Annotated in this window: 15 protein-coding genes; 8 read left to right on the plus strand and 7 right to left on the minus strand. The window is 63.5% G+C overall.

Annotation, left to right across the window (positions count from 1 at the left end; translation table 11 throughout):
- The first annotated feature begins 1 nt into the window (after position 1).
- The 3 genes from RAM60_RS06690 to RAM60_RS06700 are packed head-to-tail and all read left to right on the plus strand — an operon-like array spanning position 2 to position 4200.
- Complete coding sequence (locus tag RAM60_RS06690) at positions 2–1753, plus strand: N-acyl-D-amino-acid deacylase family protein (RefSeq protein ID WP_369025047.1); 1752 nt, start codon at positions 2–4, stop codon at positions 1751–1753.
- The gene (locus RAM60_RS06695) at positions 1750–2760 is read left to right on the plus strand and encodes a zinc-dependent alcohol dehydrogenase family protein (RefSeq protein ID WP_369025046.1); all 1011 of its coding nucleotides are present in this window, start codon (positions 1750–1752) and stop codon (positions 2758–2760) included. Before RAM60_RS06690 ends, RAM60_RS06695 begins: the two co-directional genes overlap by 4 nt.
- Positions 2761–2772: 12 nt before the next feature.
- The gene (locus RAM60_RS06700; protein WP_369025045.1) at positions 2773–4200 is read left to right on the plus strand and encodes an amidase; all 1428 of its coding nucleotides are present in this window, start codon (positions 2773–2775) and stop codon (positions 4198–4200) included.
- On the opposite strand, the gene RAM60_RS06705 is transcribed toward RAM60_RS06700, so the two are convergent.
- Entirely contained in the window at positions 4197–5267 is a 1071-nt protein-coding gene (locus RAM60_RS06705) for a DUF2855 family protein (RefSeq protein WP_369025044.1), read from the minus strand. The two genes, RAM60_RS06700 and RAM60_RS06705, sit on opposite strands and share 4 nt — an antisense overlap.
- Before the next feature lie 97 nt (positions 5268–5364).
- Here RAM60_RS06705 and RAM60_RS06710 point away from each other — a divergent pair, with 97 nt between their 5' ends.
- Entirely contained in the window at positions 5365–6345 is a 981-nt protein-coding gene (locus RAM60_RS06710; RefSeq protein ID WP_369025043.1) for an acyltransferase family protein, read from the plus strand.
- On the opposite strand, the gene dnaN is transcribed toward RAM60_RS06710, so the two are convergent.
- The 4 genes from dnaN to RAM60_RS06730 all read right to left on the minus strand — a co-directional run bounded on the left by dnaN (position 6326) and on the right by RAM60_RS06730 (position 10164).
- Positions 6326–7450: a DNA polymerase III subunit beta gene (gene dnaN / locus RAM60_RS06715; protein WP_369025042.1), complete on the minus strand. Its 1125-nt coding sequence runs from the start codon at positions 7448–7450 to the stop codon at positions 6326–6328. The two genes, RAM60_RS06710 and dnaN, sit on opposite strands and share 20 nt — an antisense overlap.
- Positions 7451–7595: 145 nt before the next feature.
- Positions 7596–8348, minus strand: coding sequence for a 3-oxoacyl-[acyl-carrier-protein] reductase (gene fabG / locus RAM60_RS06720; RefSeq protein ID WP_369025041.1), 753 nt, complete (start codon positions 8346–8348; stop codon positions 7596–7598).
- Positions 8348–9286, minus strand: coding sequence for an ACP S-malonyltransferase (fabD, locus tag RAM60_RS06725; RefSeq protein ID WP_200984021.1), 939 nt, complete (start codon positions 9284–9286; stop codon positions 8348–8350). Before fabD ends, fabG begins: the two co-directional genes overlap by 1 nt.
- A 26-nt stretch (positions 9287–9312) precedes the next feature.
- Positions 9313–10164, minus strand: a complete 852-nt coding sequence (locus RAM60_RS06730) for an LD-carboxypeptidase (protein WP_510640388.1) — start codon at positions 10162–10164, stop codon at positions 9313–9315.
- Positions 10165–10207: 43 nt separating this feature from the next.
- On the opposite strand from RAM60_RS06730, the gene RAM60_RS06735 reads away from it, so the two are divergent.
- Complete coding sequence (locus tag RAM60_RS06735) at positions 10208–11647, plus strand: glutamate ligase domain-containing protein (RefSeq protein WP_369025039.1); 1440 nt, start codon at positions 10208–10210, stop codon at positions 11645–11647.
- Here RAM60_RS06735 and RAM60_RS06740 read toward each other — a convergent pair.
- The gene (locus RAM60_RS06740) at positions 11644–12282 is read right to left on the minus strand and encodes a glutathione S-transferase family protein (protein WP_369025038.1); all 639 of its coding nucleotides are present in this window, start codon (positions 12280–12282) and stop codon (positions 11644–11646) included. The genes RAM60_RS06735 and RAM60_RS06740 overlap by 4 nt on opposite strands.
- Positions 12275–13222, minus strand: a complete 948-nt coding sequence (locus RAM60_RS06745; RefSeq protein ID WP_369025037.1) for a DUF808 domain-containing protein — start codon at positions 13220–13222, stop codon at positions 12275–12277. The genes RAM60_RS06740 and RAM60_RS06745 overlap by 8 nt, the downstream gene beginning before the upstream one ends.
- 191 nt (positions 13223–13413) lie before the next feature.
- Here RAM60_RS06745 and rpsF point away from each other — a divergent pair, with 191 nt between their 5' ends.
- The 3 genes from rpsF to rplI are packed head-to-tail and all read left to right on the plus strand — an operon-like array spanning position 13414 to position 14631.
- A complete protein-coding gene (gene rpsF / locus RAM60_RS06750) occupies positions 13414–13779 on the plus strand; it encodes a 30S ribosomal protein S6 (protein ID WP_369025036.1) in 366 nt (121 codons plus the stop codon).
- Complete coding sequence (rpsR, locus tag RAM60_RS06755; RefSeq protein ID WP_094062939.1) at positions 13779–14003, plus strand: 30S ribosomal protein S18; 225 nt, start codon at positions 13779–13781, stop codon at positions 14001–14003. Before rpsF ends, rpsR begins: the two co-directional genes overlap by 1 nt.
- Positions 14004–14016: 13 nt before the next feature.
- Positions 14017–14631, plus strand: a complete 615-nt coding sequence (rplI, locus tag RAM60_RS06760) for a 50S ribosomal protein L9 (protein ID WP_369025035.1) — start codon at positions 14017–14019, stop codon at positions 14629–14631.
- Positions 14632–14637 lie beyond the last annotated feature (6 nt).

Below are 14637 nucleotides of genomic sequence, written 5' to 3' on the forward strand. Positions count from 1 at the left end.
CATGCCCGCATTCGACCTGATCGTACGTAACGCCACCATTGTAGACGGAACGGGGGGCGCACGATTCTCGGGCGATATCGCGGTCAAGGACGGCCTGATCGCGCAAGTCGGCAAGGTGACCGGAGATGCGGCGGAGGAGATCGATGCGGGCGGCCATCTTGTCACCCCCGGCTTCGTCGACGTCCACACGCATTACGACGGTCAGGCGACCTGGGACCAGGAAATGGCTCCGTCGAGCTGGCACGGCGTGACCACGGTCATCATGGGCAATTGCGGCGTCGGCTTCGCCCCGGCGCACAAAGACAAGCACGAATGGCTGATCGGGCTGATGGAAGGGGTCGAGGACATTCCCGGCACCGCACTTGCGGAGGGCCTCTCGTGGAACTGGGAAACCTTCCCCGAATATCTCGATGAGCTCGAGCGCCTGCCGCGCACCGTCGATGTCGGTACGCACGTCCCGCATGGCGCTGTGCGCGCCTATGTCCTGGGCGACCGCGAACAACCCGGTGCCATCCCGACCGAGGATGACATCGCCAAGATGTCGGCCATCGTCGAAGACGGTGTAAGGGCCGGAGCGCTAGGCTTTTCCACCTCGCGCACCGTGCTTCACCGCGACATCGACGGAGAAGTGGTCCCCGGCACCACCGCCACCGCGGAAGAGCTCGTCGCCATCGGTCGGGCCATGGGCCGCGCTGGCCATGGCGTTTTCGAAATGGCCAGTGACATGATGCGCGAGTGGGACGAGTTCGGTTGGATGGGCAAACTCAGCCGCGAAACCGGCCTTCCCGTTACCTTTGCCGCCCTCCAGTCCATCGCCAAGGAAATGCCGCTCGAAGAGCAGATCGAATGCATGCGCGCCGAAAACGACAACGGCGCCAACATCGTCGCGCAAATCGCGCTTCGCGGTAACGGCATCGTGATGGCCTGGCAGGGGACAGTGCACCCGTTCCGCTTCCGCCCGAGCTGGCAAGCGATCGAAGGACTCCCGTGGGAAGAACAACGCGCCAAGCTGCTCGACCCGGCCTTCAAGGCACAGCTGCTGTCCGAAACCAACGATCTCAGCGAAGTGAACCCGGACATCGTCGGCCTGATCATGGTCGTGTGCGGTGGCTGGGGATACCAGTTCGAGATGGATCCGGACTTCAACTACGAACCGACGGCAGAGGAGAGCGTTCTTGCGCGCGCTGAAAAGGCGGGCGTTTCCGGCGACGAATACGCTTACGACCTGCTGTGCCGCGACGAGGGCAAGGGGTTCATCTACCTGCCGATCCTCAATTACGCCGACGGCAACCTCGACTTCCTGATGGACCTGCAGCAGTCGGACGACACGGTGAACTCGCTGTCCGACGGCGGCGCGCACTGCGGCACCATTTGCGATGCTGCGTCGCCCACCTTCATGCTCCAGCACTGGGTGCGCGATCGTTCGCGCGGCACCATCTCGCTGGAAAATGCGGTCAAGCGCCAGTGCTCGGATACCGCGCGGCTTTATGGTCTCGATGACCGCGGTGTCATCGCGCCCGGCTATCTCGCCGATCTCAACATCATCGACATGGATCGTCTCAAGCTCGGCAAGCCGTGGCTTGCCTTCGACCTTCCGGCCGGTGGCAAGCGCCTGCTCCAGAAGGCAGAAGGCTATATCGCCACGATCAAGAACGGCAAGGTTACTTTCCGCGAGGGTCAGTGGACCGGAGAGACCCCTGGCAATTTGATCCGCGGCCCGCAACGCGTCGAGATGGCGGAGGCTGCCGAATGAAGGCGATCCGCACCGGCGCGACGCCTTCCACTCTCGAAGCTCTCGAATTTGCCGACGTAGCCGATGCGCCCGATCCGGGGCCGGGCGAGATCACGGTCGCGCTGAAGGCGAGTTCATTGAACTTCCACGACTATGCCGTCGTCAAGGGCATGATCCCGTCCGCACTTGGCCGGATCCCGATGTCTGATGGTGCGGGTGAGGTCGTCGCCGTGGGCGAAGGGGTGGCCGACTACAAGGTCGGTGATGCGGTGGTCAGCACCTTCTTTCCGGACTGGCTCGACGGGCGCCCCCCGGCGACCGCGTTCACCCGCGTCCCGGGCGACGGGATCGACGGCTATGCGCGCGAGGCGATGACCGCGCCGACAAGCTGGTTCACTCGCGTTCCCAAGGGCTACACCCATGCCGAGGCAGCGACGCTGACCTGCGCCGGCCTCACGGCGTGGCGGGCGCTGTTCGTCGACAATGCGGTCAAGCCGGGGGACACCGTGCTTGTCCAAGGCACTGGCGGAGTGTCGATTTTCGCCCTGCAGTTCGCCAAGGCTGCAGGTGCAACGGTCATCGCGACCAGTTCGAGCGGCCAGAAGCTCGAGCGCCTCAAGGACATGGGTGCAGACCACCTCATCAACTATCGCGAAGTCGAGGCATGGGGCCCCAAGGTCCTTGAACTGACTGGCGGACGCGGCGTGGACTGCGTGGTCGAAATCGGCGGTGCGGGCACGCTCGACCAGTCGATGCTGGCGACCCGCGTGGGTGGCCACGTAGCTTTGATAGGCGTGCTGGCGGGGTTTGCCGGTCCGGTGCAGACCGCACTCCTGATGGCCAAGAACCTGCGCGTGCAGGGACTAACGGTGGGAAGCCGCCAGCAGCAACTCGACATGATCGCAGGGATCGAGGCGAACGGCATAAAGCCGGTAATTTCGGACACCTTCGAACTCGAGCGCCTTGCCGACGCCTTCCGTCATCAGGAAAGCGGCGGCCATTTCGGGAAGATCGCGGTCGCCATCTAGGGAGAAGAACCGATGTCGCCTGCCGAGTATGAACGCCTCGACGCACTCGGCATGGCCGAACTCGTCGCCAAGGGTGAGGTAGCGCCGGTAGAGCTTGTCGATCTGGCGATTGCGCAGATCGAGAGGCTGAACCCGCAGCTCAATGCCGTGGTCTTCAGCGATTATGACGGCGCCCGCGACCGTGCCCGAGGAAACTTGCCGAACGGGCCGTTCAAGGGTGTTCCGTTCCTCCTCAAGGACATCCTTGGCGACCTCGAAGGCTGGCCGACGCGCAATGGATCGCGGCTCTGCCTGCCCTTGCCGATGCCTTTCACCTCGACGCTGGTCGAGCGCTTCCTCGCTGGCGGGCTCGTTCCCATCGGCAAGACCAACGTGCCCGAGTTCGGCCTCGTCGGCACGACCGAGAGCAAGCTCTATGGCCCGGCGAAGAACCCCTGGGGCGCAGAGCATTCGACCGGTGGCTCATCGGGTGGATCGGGGGCCGCGGTGGCAAGCGGCATGGTCCCGGTCGCACATGCCAATGATGGCGGCGGTTCGATCCGCATTCCGGCAAGCTGCAATGGCCTGATTGGCCTAAAACCCACCCGGGCGCGCAATCCTCTGGGACCCATGCTCGGCGACGTCATGGGCGGCATCGTGGCAGAACATGTCGTCAGCAGGAGCGTGCGCGACACCGCCGCCATGCTGGACGTGACCGCAGGACCTGCGCCCGGCGATCCCTATTCCGCGCCTGCGGCTCCCGCCAACTGGCTGGCGGCATCGCAGCAGCCTTGCCCGCGCCTGCGCATCGGTTTTGCGCGAACTCGCCCGGGTGGCGGAAGCCCGCTCGATCCGCAGGCCGTCGCGGCCGTCGAACACGCAGCGAGGCTGTGCGAGGATCTGGGTCACCATGTCGAAGAGGCTTCTCCCCCGGTGACCAGTGAGGCCCTGTTCGAGCCCTTTATCGCCATCTGGGCGAGCGGCGCGGCCATGCAGATCGACGGCATCTGCCAAATGACGGGCCAGAACCCCGGCCCGGACAATCTCGAAGGGCTGACGCGGGGTCTTTATGAAATCGGCAAGGCCACATCCGCGCCGCAGCTATGGGGCGCGATCTTCCAGTTGCAGCAGATGGCCCGCTCGGTCGCTGCCTGGCATGCGAATTTCGACATCTGGCTGACACCCACCCTCGGTGCTCCACCCCCGCGGAACGGCACCTTTGTGCTCGACAGCGAAGATGTAGAGACGGGCTTCGGCGCCATGACCGACTACGTGCCCTTCACGGCCATCCAGAACGCCACAGGCCAGCCGGCGATCAACGTGCCCTTGTGGTGGACGCCGGAAGGCCTGCCGATGGGCACGCAGTTCGTCGGGCGGGTTGGCGAGGAAGCGCTGCTGCTCCAGCTCGCGACGCAATTGGAAACCGCCCAGCCCTGGTTCGACCGGCGTCCCGCGCTCTAGGGTTCGATCACGATCCCCTTGGCGGGATCGACCGCGCCGCCGACCATGTCGACGAAGACCTTGCGCGCTGCCTCTAGTCCTGCGTGGCGTTCGATGGTGACGCTGTTACCGCAATCGCCAAGAAAACCGGCCCAGCATTGCGCCATGAGCTGGCCGGCCTGTTCCGGACCGACTTCCTTGAACAGGGCGACGGCATGGTCGGGGGCGAAGAACAGCGTCGGCGTCGGTCCCGGAATGGCATCGGTACCAGCACCCCGCTCCTCGACATGGGTCACGCCGACAAGGCAGGAGTATTTGAGGTTGTCCCCGAGGTGTGAATGCACCGCCCGCAAGAGGTTGGAGCTGCCCGCAAAATCGACCGAAACGCTCGGGCGTGCCGCAATATCGCCCACCGCATCATAGGGCAGGACTTCATCGTACAGGCCGCTCGCCTTCACGAACTCCACATTGCCGGCCGAGGTAAGGCCGACCCGCCGCACCGAAGGCGAACGATGCTTGGCGACGCTCGCCAATCCCATCGCCGTCTTGGACGAAGCGCTGGTTATGACCAGCTGGTCTGCGCCGAACCAGTTTTCCGACCGCATGAAGTATTCGATCAGGAAGCCGGTCTTGAACAGCGGGCCGAAGATCATCCGTTCGCCCTCGCGCGAGGGATCGTGTTCGGGGTCGGCAGCAAGGCGTGAATACTGGTTGTAGATCGGGCTCATCGGCTGGCGATGCGCTGCTGTGTCGACGAACCCTCCCGCAGTGACTTTGCCGGGAACCACGTCGAGATGGCTCGCCATGGGGAGATAGCCGTAAACGCGCTCGCCCACCGCGACATCGGGACAATTGCTCTCGATGACGCGGGCGTGCCCCCACATCGGCACGATGCCCTTGCCCTCAGGCGCGGGAAAGAAGTTCCAGTAACCGAAGCCGTCCCCCACGACGGCATAGGTCACATTGTTCGAGGTGACTGAAAAGCTCTCGACGGCGAGGCGGACGGCACCATCTGCGAGAGGACCTGCATCCGCATCGACCAGCTCGGCATTGGTGAGGTCGGATTTGGCGACGTGGACTTGCTGCATTTCGGCTCTCCTTGCGCTGCCAAGCTAGCGCCCCCGCGCCTGCCTGCAAGCCTTCCTTAACCATGAAAGCCTATCCCGACGGCCGGGGGCCCATGGAATGCATCCGGACAAGCGCTTTGCCACGATAGACGCCCTGCGCGGGCTGGCCGCCATCGGCGTGATGCTGTTCCATGTCCGGCAGGATGTCGGGTTCCAGGTTCCGGGCGGCTATCTCGCCGTGGACCTGTTCTTCTGCCTCAGCGGCTTCGTCATTGGCCGCGCCTACGAGATGCGCCTGCGCGACGGGTTGGGCGCGCGCGAGTTCGTAGAGCGCCGGATCGTGCGCCTCTGGCCGATGCTGGCGCTGGGGGCATTGCTGGGCATAGCCATACATGGCGGGCACGCGGGGATGCTCTTTCTCCTGCCGAACTGGCTGTCGGACGGATTGCTCTACCCTGCCAACCCGCCGCTTTGGTCACTGCTCTTCGAGATGGTGGCCTACATCGCCTTCGCGCTGGTGTTGCATCGGTTGAACACATTGACCCTCGCGCTGATCGCGGGTGCTGCGGGATTGGTCCTCGCAGGTTATTCCGGGACACCAATGCGTTTCGCCGACCTCGGTGCAGACTGGGTGAGTTTTGGCGCCGGGTTTGCACGTGTCGGCTATGCGTTCAGCGCCGGGGTTATTGTCCATCGAGTGACGATCAGCCGCACCACGGCCAGGCTTTCGACGCTCGGTTGGATCCTTGCCCTGCCTCTGGCCGGCGTTTTCATGCTGGTTGGTGAAGCGGATAATCGGGCAGCGCTTGCTTTCGTACTCCTCGGCGTCCCCGCTTTCACCGCAGCGGCGAGCCAGGTCGAAGTCCCGCAGCTTCGTATCGCGGCCTTCCTCGGCGATGCGTCCTATCCGCTATACTGCATCCACGTACCCTTGCTTGCGCTGATGGCGGGCGCAGGCGACGTAGCGGTACTGACTGCTTGCGCCGCCCTTGTTATTGCAAGTGTAGCGCTGGAGCGCCTTCTCGACCGTCCCCTGCGCAGCAAGCTCGACCTGCTGCGCAAGCGCGGTCGCGCCGAGGTCAGACCCGCATCGGCATGAGGACGTAAAGCGCCGGCGAATCGTCGTTCTTGCGGATCAGCGTCGGGGCGCCAGCATCGGCGAGGTGGATCTCGACCGTATCGCTGTCGATCTGGTTGAGGATGTCCTTGAGATAGGTCGCATTGAAGCCGATCTCGAAAGCATCAGCCGAATACTCTGCCGGCACTTCTTCCGATGCGACGCCATTGTCGGGCGAAGTCACGGTCAGCGTTACCTTGTCCCGGTCGAGGCCCATCTTGACCGCGCGGGTCTTCTCCGTGGCGATGGTCGCAACGCGGTCCACACCCTCGAAGAAACTCTTCGGATCGAGCTTGAGGAGCTTGTCGTTACCCGTCGGAATGACGCGCGAATAGTCGGGGAAGGTTCCGTCGATCAGCTTGCTGGTGAGAACGACACCGCCCTCGCCGCCAAGGGTGAAACGGACCTTGCTGGCCGAGAGGTCGATCTGGACATTGCCGTCCATCGCTTCCTCGAGCAGCTTGCGCAGCTCCGCAACGGCTTTGCGCGGCACGATAACGTCGGGCATTCCCTCTGCGCCGTCAGGACGGGCAATGGTGAAACGGGCGAGACGGTGACCGTCGGTCGCCGCGGCCTTGAGCACCGGCTTGTCCTCATCCGACACGTGCAGGAAAATGCCGTTGAGGTAGTAGCGAGTCTCTTCGGTCGAGATTGCGAAACGCGTGCGGTCGATCAGCTCGGCCAGCGTCTTGGCAGGGACTTCGAAGCTGGTCGGCAGGTCGCCTTCGACGATCACCGGGAAGTCATCACGCGGCAGGGTCGGCAGGCTGAAGCGGCTGCGTCCCGCCTTCACGGCCATGCGATTTTCCGCCGTTTCGAGGCTGACCTGGCTGCCTTCGGGCAGCTTGCGGGCAATATCGAACAGGAGGTGCGCGGAAACCGTGATCGAACCCGGGCTTTCGACACTGGCGCTCATGTGCTCGACCACCTGGAGGTCGAGGTCGGTCGCCATGACCTTGAGCGAATTGTCGCCTTCGGCCTCGATCAGCACGTTCGACAGGATGGGGATCGTGTTGCGGCGTTCCACCACCGACTGCACGTGTGAGAGACAGCGCAGGAGTGTTGCGCGTTCGATAGTGGCCTTCATGGTCCTTCTTTCGTCCCTGCTGGGCGCAGAAGGGGCCGGAATCGCCCCCTGAGCGCCGGAATACGGATATTCACCCTAGCGAGGCCGCCAAAGGGGGCAAGGCTGCAGCGCCCTGCCCCTGCTTTCCTTGGGGAAAACTGGTGATTTAGCTGATCATCGCCATGCCGCCGTTCACGTGCAGCGTCTGACCCGTGACATAGGCAGCTTCGTCGCTGGCGAGATAGGCCACGGCGGCACCGATCTCGTCGCCTTCACCCATGCGCCCCATCGGGATGCGGGCATTGATCGCGGCCTTCTGGTCGTCGGTCAGAGCGTCGGTCATGGCGGTACGGATGAAGCCGGGAGCGACGCAGTTCACGGTGATCCCGCGGCTCGCCAGTTCCTGCGCCAGGCTCTTCGACATGCCGGTAAGGCCCGCCTTGGCGGCAGTGTAGTTCATCTGGCCCGGATTGCCGGTCGCCCCGACCACGCTGGTGATCGAAATGATCCGCCCATGGCGCGCCTTCATCATCGGGCGGGCGGCGGCACGCATCAGGCGAAAGCTCGCTTCGAGGTTGATGCGGATCACATCGTCCCACTCTTCGTCCTTCATCCGCATGGCGAGGTTGTCGCGCGTGATGCCGGCATTGTTGACGAGGATGTCGACCTTGCCGAGCGTGTCGACGGTCGCCGGGATCAGCTCCTCGACTTGCGTCGTGTTCGACAGGTCGCAAGTGATCTCGACATGGTCATGCCCGAACTCGTCGTTGAGCTGTTCGCGGAAGGAGCGCAGCTTGGCCGCGTTCGAGCCCGAGAGTGCGAGGCGAGCCCCCTGCTTCGCCAGCGCATAGGCGATCGAGGAACCGATACCGCCGCTGGCGCCGGTGACGAGCGCGGTCTTTCCTTCGAGGCTGAACATTATCCCTGCTCCTTCGCGAAATTCTCGAGATCTTCCATCGTGACGAGGCTTACCGTCGCGGCGTCGGGCGCGATCCGGCCGACCATCGGGCCGAGGACCTTGCCGCCGAGTTCGACGAAGCGATCGATCCCCGCCGCATGCATGGCCAGCACGCTCTCGCGCCAGCGCACACGACCGGTCACCTGCTCGACCAGCAACCTCTGTTCCTCGCCCGCATCGGTAACGCGCGCGGCAGTCACGTTGGCAAAAATGGGAACGGAGAATGCCTGTGGCGGGGCATCGCCGAGCGCAGCCTCCATGCGGCGCGCTGCCGGCTCCATCAGCGAACAATGGAATGGTGCCGACACGGGCAGTTTGATGCCGCGCTTGATCCCGTGATCCTTGGCGAGCTCTATAGCACGCTCGATTGCCTCTACATGACCCGATATAACGACCTGCGTCGGATCGTTGTCGTTGGCGACCTCGCAAACCTGGCCCTGAGCCGCCGCAGCGGCCAGTGCCGTCGCCTTTTCGATGTCCGCACCGAGCAGTGCCGCCATCGCGCCGACGCCAACCGGCACTGCATCCTGCATCGCCGTCCCGCGCAGTCGAAGGAGCCTCGCGGCATCGCTGAGCGAGAAAGCTCCGGCGGCGCAAAGTGCGCTGTATTCGCCGAGCGAGTGGCCCGCGACACACTCGGCCTTGTCGGCGAGGATCACGCCGAATTCCTTCTCCAGCACGCGCAAAGTGGCGATGGAGTTAGCCATGATCGCGGGCTGCGCATTGGCGGTCATCGTAAGATCGGCCTCGGGACCGTCCTTCATCAGGGCCGAGAGCTTCTGCCCCAATGCCTCGTCGACTTCCTCGAAAACCTCGCGGGCGTGGGCGCTGGCCTCGGCGAGCTCGACGCCCATGCCGACCTTCTGGCTTCCCTGGCCGGGGAAGATGAATGCGTTCATTGTTCTCTCCTTCACGCGCGGCGCGCCTAGCGGCGGCCTGCGTCCGCCTCAAGTCCGAAGGGCACGATCCTGTTGGCAGACGTGTGTCCGATCTCGGCGCGACCGAGATATTCGATGCCGCGCTTGTCGCACCAGTAACGGGCAATATCCTCGACACCTGCTCCGAATGGGCGGTCGTTTTCGGGGACTGCCGTGACCTGGCCAAGGCGCAAACCGGCTACGTCGCGCAGGTGGGCGGTCACATGGAAGAACAGCCGGTCGATCGCGTATTCATACTCTCCGACCTCTTCCACCAGCACCTCATGGCCTGCGAGAGTGGGCATGAATTCGGTGCCGGCCATCATGGCCAGCGTATAGAGATTGAACGCCGCGGCAGGAGCTCCGGTCAGTCCAGGCTCGAGACCGTCGCGATCACCGGAAAACCAGCGAAGCACACGACGGATTGCGTCCGCCCCGCCCTCGCGCATGATATCGACCGGCATGGGCGAGTGTACGGCATGGCCGATCCCGGCACGATAGAGACCGCCGAGCAGCGTACCGAGATCAGAATAGCCGAAATAGGTCTTGCGCCGCGCCGCTTCGCCCATGCGACCGAGAAACTCGCCAGCGATGCGGTTCGAGCCGTAGCCGCCCTTGGCGAACCAGATCGCATCAAATTGCGGGTCGCCTGCACAATCGAGCAGAGCGGACAGACGCACAGCATCGTTTCCGGCGAAATGCCCGTCCTCGATGAAGCACTGGTCATGGAAATGAAGTTCGAGGCTGGGAAACTCGGTCTCGGCAATCGCCAGTACCTCGTCTGCCCACACCCGCTTGAGCGGTGTTGCGGGGGCACAGATGGCGATAGAGCGTAGCTCGCTTGGCACGGGCCATCCCATGCCCGCTTGTGTTCATGCTGACAACTGCATAGCGGTGCGCGCAATGACCGATAGCACTCCAGACATGCCCACGCCCGAGGAGCTTTTCGCCCGCCCGTTCTTCTTCTGCGGCATCGGCGGATCGGGAATGCTGCCCCTCGCCCAGATACTCCAAGGCCGCGGTTGCAAGGTTGAGGGATCCGACCGCAGCTTCGACCAGGGTCGCACGCCCGACAAATTTGCGGCAATGCAGGACCAGGGCCTGGTTCTCCACCCGCAGGACGGCAGCGGAATTGTTTCGAAGGACCAGATTCTCGTCGCCTCGGCCGCGATCGAAGATACCGTTCCCGAAGTTCAGCGCGCCAGGGAACTGGGGTGCCTGCGCCTCACCCGGGCGGAGCTGAATTCGATCCTGTTCAACACCAGCGGAGCAGGTCTCGCCATTGCCGGGACCAGCGGCAAGTCGACCGTGACGGGCATGCTGGGCTGGATCCTGCATGCGTGCGGGAGGGAGCCGACGATCATGAACGGCGCGGTGATGAAGAACTTCGTCTCGCCGGAGCGGCCTTATGCCAGTGCGGTCGTTGGCGGCCAGTCGATCTACGTCAGCGAAGTGGACGAAAGCGACGGGTCCATCGCGCTTTATCGTCCGGCGGTCGGTGTGCTGCTCAACGTCAGTCTCGACCACAAGAGCATGGAGGAATTGCGCCAGCTCTTCGGCGACTACCTCGAACGCAGCCGTATCGCGGTAATCAATGCCGACGATCCCGAAGCTCTGGCGCTGCTGCCGCGTGCGAAAGAGGTCATCACTTTCGGGATCGAACAAGAGAAGGCCCAGATCGGTATCGTGCCCGGCTCTATCGCCGAGGGACCGGTTCGGCAGGCGGCGCTCGTGGTGGACCGCCACGACGGTAGCGAACACGCCCTGCGCCTCGCCCTCCCCGGCAGGCACAATCTTTCCAACGCCCTCGCGGCGATTGCCGGAGCAGCGGCTGCCGGCATACCGGTGGCAAGCGCCGTCGCGGCCTTGGCCGATTTCCAGGGCCTGGCGCGGCGGTTCGACATAGTCGGGACCACTGTTGCGGCAATTACCGTCATCGACGACTTCGGCCACAATCCGGAGAAGTGCGCCGCGACGCTGCGGACCCTGCGCGCGCACCCGGGCCGCGTCATCGCCTTCTTCCAGCCTCATGGCTATGGCCCGCTGCGCCAGATGGGTCACGAACTTGCCGAGACTTTTGCTCACGAGCTCGAACCCGATGACCGCGTGATCCTGTGCGACCCGGTCTATTTCGGTGGCACGGTCGATCGCAGCGAGGGGAGCGAGAGGATCGTGCGCATGGTCGAGGAAGCCGGTGGCCGGGCCGACTACATCCCGAGCCGCAAGGCTGTGGGCGATCGCATCGTCAGCATCGCGTCACCGGGCGACCGCATCGTGGTGATGGGCGCACGCGACGATACGCTGAGCGACTTCGCCCGCGATATCTTCCAGCGCCTGTCCTAGATCGCGCCGGGTCCCGCGCTCTCGCGATCCCAGGCACGGCGGAAACCTTCACGTGCCTTGAGGCGATCACGGTAAGCCTTGAGGCTGTCCGGCACGCCTTCATCAAGCCCGACACGCTCGGCCAGGACCAGCGCATAGCCGCAACATATGTCGGCCACCGTGAAGTGGTCTGCGCAGAGATAATCGCGCGTTTCGAGGCGCTGTTCGAGCTTAACCAAACGCTTCCAGAACCACTTGGCATAGGCGTGGCCAGCCTCTTCCCAACCCTTATCCTTTTCGAACAGGGCGAACCGCATGTAGACTGTCTGCGGAAAGGTGATCGTTGCGTCGGCGTGGTAGGTGAAATCGCAATAGGCCGCGTAGTCCGGCTCGCCCGGGGCAATTGCGAGATCGGTGTACCCGCACTTGGTCGCAAGATAGTGGGCGATCGCGCAGCTTTCGGTCATGCGAGCCTCGCCGTCGACCAGCATGGGCACCGTGCCGAGAGGATTTATCTCCAGATATTCGGGCGCCTGGAACCGTGGCGGGAACGGAAGGAGTTTCAACTCGATCTCGATACCAGCTTCCTCCGCAGCCCAGGTAGCGCGAAATCCGCGCGAACGTGCGCAGGTATAAAGGAGCGGTACTTCAGTCATGCGAGTGCGGGCCTAGCCGAAGGACCTTGTGAAGGAGGAAGGCGATGAGGAAGCCAAGCACCAGCCCGACGACAGCCGAGGCAAGGGCGTAGGAAAGCCAGCCCAGCACGCCTGCCAGAGCCCCTGTCGCCATCTCGACGGCATGCTGAATGTTGTGCGCAATGTCTGCAGGACCATGCACGCCGAGTTCTTCGAGGCCATGGAGGATGATTCCGCCGCCTACCCACAGCATCGCAATCGTGCCGACAAAAGAGAGGATAGTGAGCACCTTGGGCATGGCATGCACCAGCCAGCATCCGAAGCGTTCGGTCGCCGGCCGTTCGCTCTTGGCAAGGTGCAGGCCGATATCGTCCATTTTCACGATCAGCGCGACGGCGCCATAGATGCCGAAGGTTATTGCAACGCCCACAAGCGCGAGCACACCCGCGCGAACAATCAGCGATTCATCCGCGACGGACGAAAGCGTAATCGCCATGATCTCGGCGGAAAGGATGAGATCGGTTCGGATCGCGCCGTTGACCCGCTGCTTTTCGAAGACGGCCATGTCCTCGATCGGGTCTTCCAGAGTGTCGCCGTGCTCTTCGCCGGTCAGCCACTCCATGACCTTCTCGGCCCCTTCATAGCTCAGATAGGCTCCGCCGAGCATTAGGATGGGAGTTATGGCCCACGGCAGGAAGGCGCTGAGCAGGAGGGCTGCCGGCAGGAGAATGACCAGCTTGTTGAAAAGGCTTCCCCGGGTGATCTTGGCAATGATCGGCAATTCGCGATCGGGCGTGAAACCGGTCACGTAGTTCGGCGTGACGGCAGCATCATCGATGACGACACCAGCGGCCTTCGAACCGGCCTTGGACGCGGCCACGCCCACATCGTCGATAGATGCTGCGGCTGCACGGGCGATCACGGCCACGTCATCAAGCAGGGCGACAAGTCCACCGGGCACGCAAATCTCCTTCGTTTCACACCCAATGCCGCCCTGCCCGCACCGTTCCAAGGTCGCAAGCCTTGCATTCCCCGCAAATCCGGCTATGTGCGCGCATCCCTCGCTTCCGGGCAGGGATTCGAAGAAAGCCGGAGGGGCCCCGCAATCCCGCGGATCAGCCAGCGATCGGCCCGAAGTGAAAGGAAGTCCACATGGCTCTTTATGAGCACGTGTTCCTTGCGCGCCAGGATCTGAGCCAGGCTCAGGTCGATGCATTGGCAGCGCAGGCTACCGAGATTGTCGAGAAGAACGACGGCAAGGTCACCAAGACGGAGACCTGGGGCCTCAAGAACCTCGCCTACAAGATCGACCGCAACCGCAAGGCGCATTTCGTTCTGCTCAACATCGAGGGCCCCGGCTCCGTCGTTGCAGAACTCGAGCGCCAGACCCGCATCAACGAAGACGTGATCCGTTACATGACTATCGCCGTCGACGAGCACGAAGCTGGCCCGTCGGTCATGATGCGCAAGAACGAACGCGACAAGAAGCGTCGCGAAAACCGTGAGGAGCGCGACTGATGGCCCGCCCGTTTTTCCGCCGCCGCAAGTCCTGCCCGTTCTCGGGCAAGAACGCCCCCGCCATCGACTACAAGGATGTTCGCCTCCTCCAGGGCTTCATGTCCGAGCGTGGCAAGATCGTCCCGAGCCGCATCACCGCCGTCAGCGCGAAGAAGCAGCGTGAACTGGCCAAGGCCATCAAGCGCGCCCGCCACATCGGCCTGCTGCCGTACATCGTGAAGTAAGAGGAGAAGGCACATGGATATCATTCTCCTCGAACGCATCGAGAAGCTCGGCACCATCGGCGACGTCGTCACCGTGAAGGACGGCTATGCCCGCAACTTCCTGCTCCCGCAGAAGAAGGCACTGCGCGCCAACGAAGCCAACAAGAAGGTCTTCGAAGCGAATCGCGACCGCCTGGAAAAGGAAAACGCGGAACGCCGCACCGAAGCCGAAAAGGCCGGCCAGAAGGTCGAAGGCGCAGAGATCGTCCTGATCCGCGCGTCGTCGAACACCGGCCAGCTCTACGGTTCGGTCAATGTCCGTGACATCGCCCTTGCTCTCGGCGAGCAGGGCCACGAGATCGACAAGAAGCAGGTGATCATGGGTCATCCGATCAAGACCATCGGCATGCACGATGTTCGCGTCGACCTGCACCCCGAAGTCTCGATCACGATCAAGGCCAATGTCGCCCGTTCGGACGACGAGGCTGAACTGCAGCGCCAGGGCGTCGACGTCATGGCTGCCATGTTCGAAGAAGATCAGGCTGCCGAAGGCGGCGCCGGTTTCACCGAAGCCGTCGATCCCACGCTCGAGCCCGGCGAAATCCCCGCCGACATGCTCGAAGGCGGCGAGAGCGAAGAAGAGGCCTGAGCCTGC

Origin of the sequence: Qipengyuania sp. RANM35, assembly GCF_041021145.2 — a bacterium.
Classification (GTDB): domain Bacteria; phylum Pseudomonadota; class Alphaproteobacteria; order Sphingomonadales; family Sphingomonadaceae; genus Qipengyuania; species Qipengyuania soli.

Excerpts from the sequence above, each read along its gene's own strand:
- RAM60_RS06710 (WP_369025043.1), top strand. The coding sequence starts at position 5,365 with ATGCATCCGGACAAGCGCTTTGCCACGATAGACGCCCTGCGCGGGCTG.
- RAM60_RS06735 (WP_369025039.1), top strand. The coding sequence starts at position 10,208 with ATGACCGATAGCACTCCAGACATGCCCACGCCCGAGGAGCTTTTCGCC.
- RAM60_RS06695 (WP_369025046.1), top strand. The coding sequence starts at position 1,750 with ATGAAGGCGATCCGCACCGGCGCGACGCCTTCCACTCTCGAAGCTCTC.
- rpsR (WP_094062939.1), top strand. The coding sequence starts at position 13,779 with ATGGCCCGCCCGTTTTTCCGCCGCCGCAAGTCCTGCCCGTTCTCGGGC.
- RAM60_RS06740 (WP_369025038.1), bottom strand. The coding sequence starts at position 12,282 with ATGACTGAAGTACCGCTCCTTTATACCTGCGCACGTTCGCGCGGATTT.
- fabG (WP_369025041.1), bottom strand. The coding sequence starts at position 8,348 with ATGTTCAGCCTCGAAGGAAAGACCGCGCTCGTCACCGGCGCCAGCGGC.
- RAM60_RS06705 (WP_369025044.1), bottom strand. The coding sequence starts at position 5,267 with ATGCAGCAAGTCCACGTCGCCAAATCCGACCTCACCAATGCCGAGCTG.
- rpsF (WP_369025036.1), top strand. The coding sequence starts at position 13,414 with ATGGCTCTTTATGAGCACGTGTTCCTTGCGCGCCAGGATCTGAGCCAG.
- dnaN (WP_369025042.1), bottom strand. The coding sequence starts at position 7,450 with ATGAAGGCCACTATCGAACGCGCAACACTCCTGCGCTGTCTCTCACAC.
- RAM60_RS06690 (WP_369025047.1), top strand. The coding sequence starts at position 2 with ATGCCCGCATTCGACCTGATCGTACGTAACGCCACCATTGTAGACGGA.
- fabD (WP_200984021.1), bottom strand. The coding sequence starts at position 9,286 with ATGAACGCATTCATCTTCCCCGGCCAGGGAAGCCAGAAGGTCGGCATG.
- RAM60_RS06700 (WP_369025045.1), top strand. The coding sequence starts at position 2,773 with ATGTCGCCTGCCGAGTATGAACGCCTCGACGCACTCGGCATGGCCGAA.
- rplI (WP_369025035.1), top strand. The coding sequence starts at position 14,017 with ATGGATATCATTCTCCTCGAACGCATCGAGAAGCTCGGCACCATCGGC.
- RAM60_RS06730 (WP_510640388.1), bottom strand. The coding sequence starts at position 10,164 with ATGGGATGGCCCGTGCCAAGCGAGCTACGCTCTATCGCCATCTGTGCC.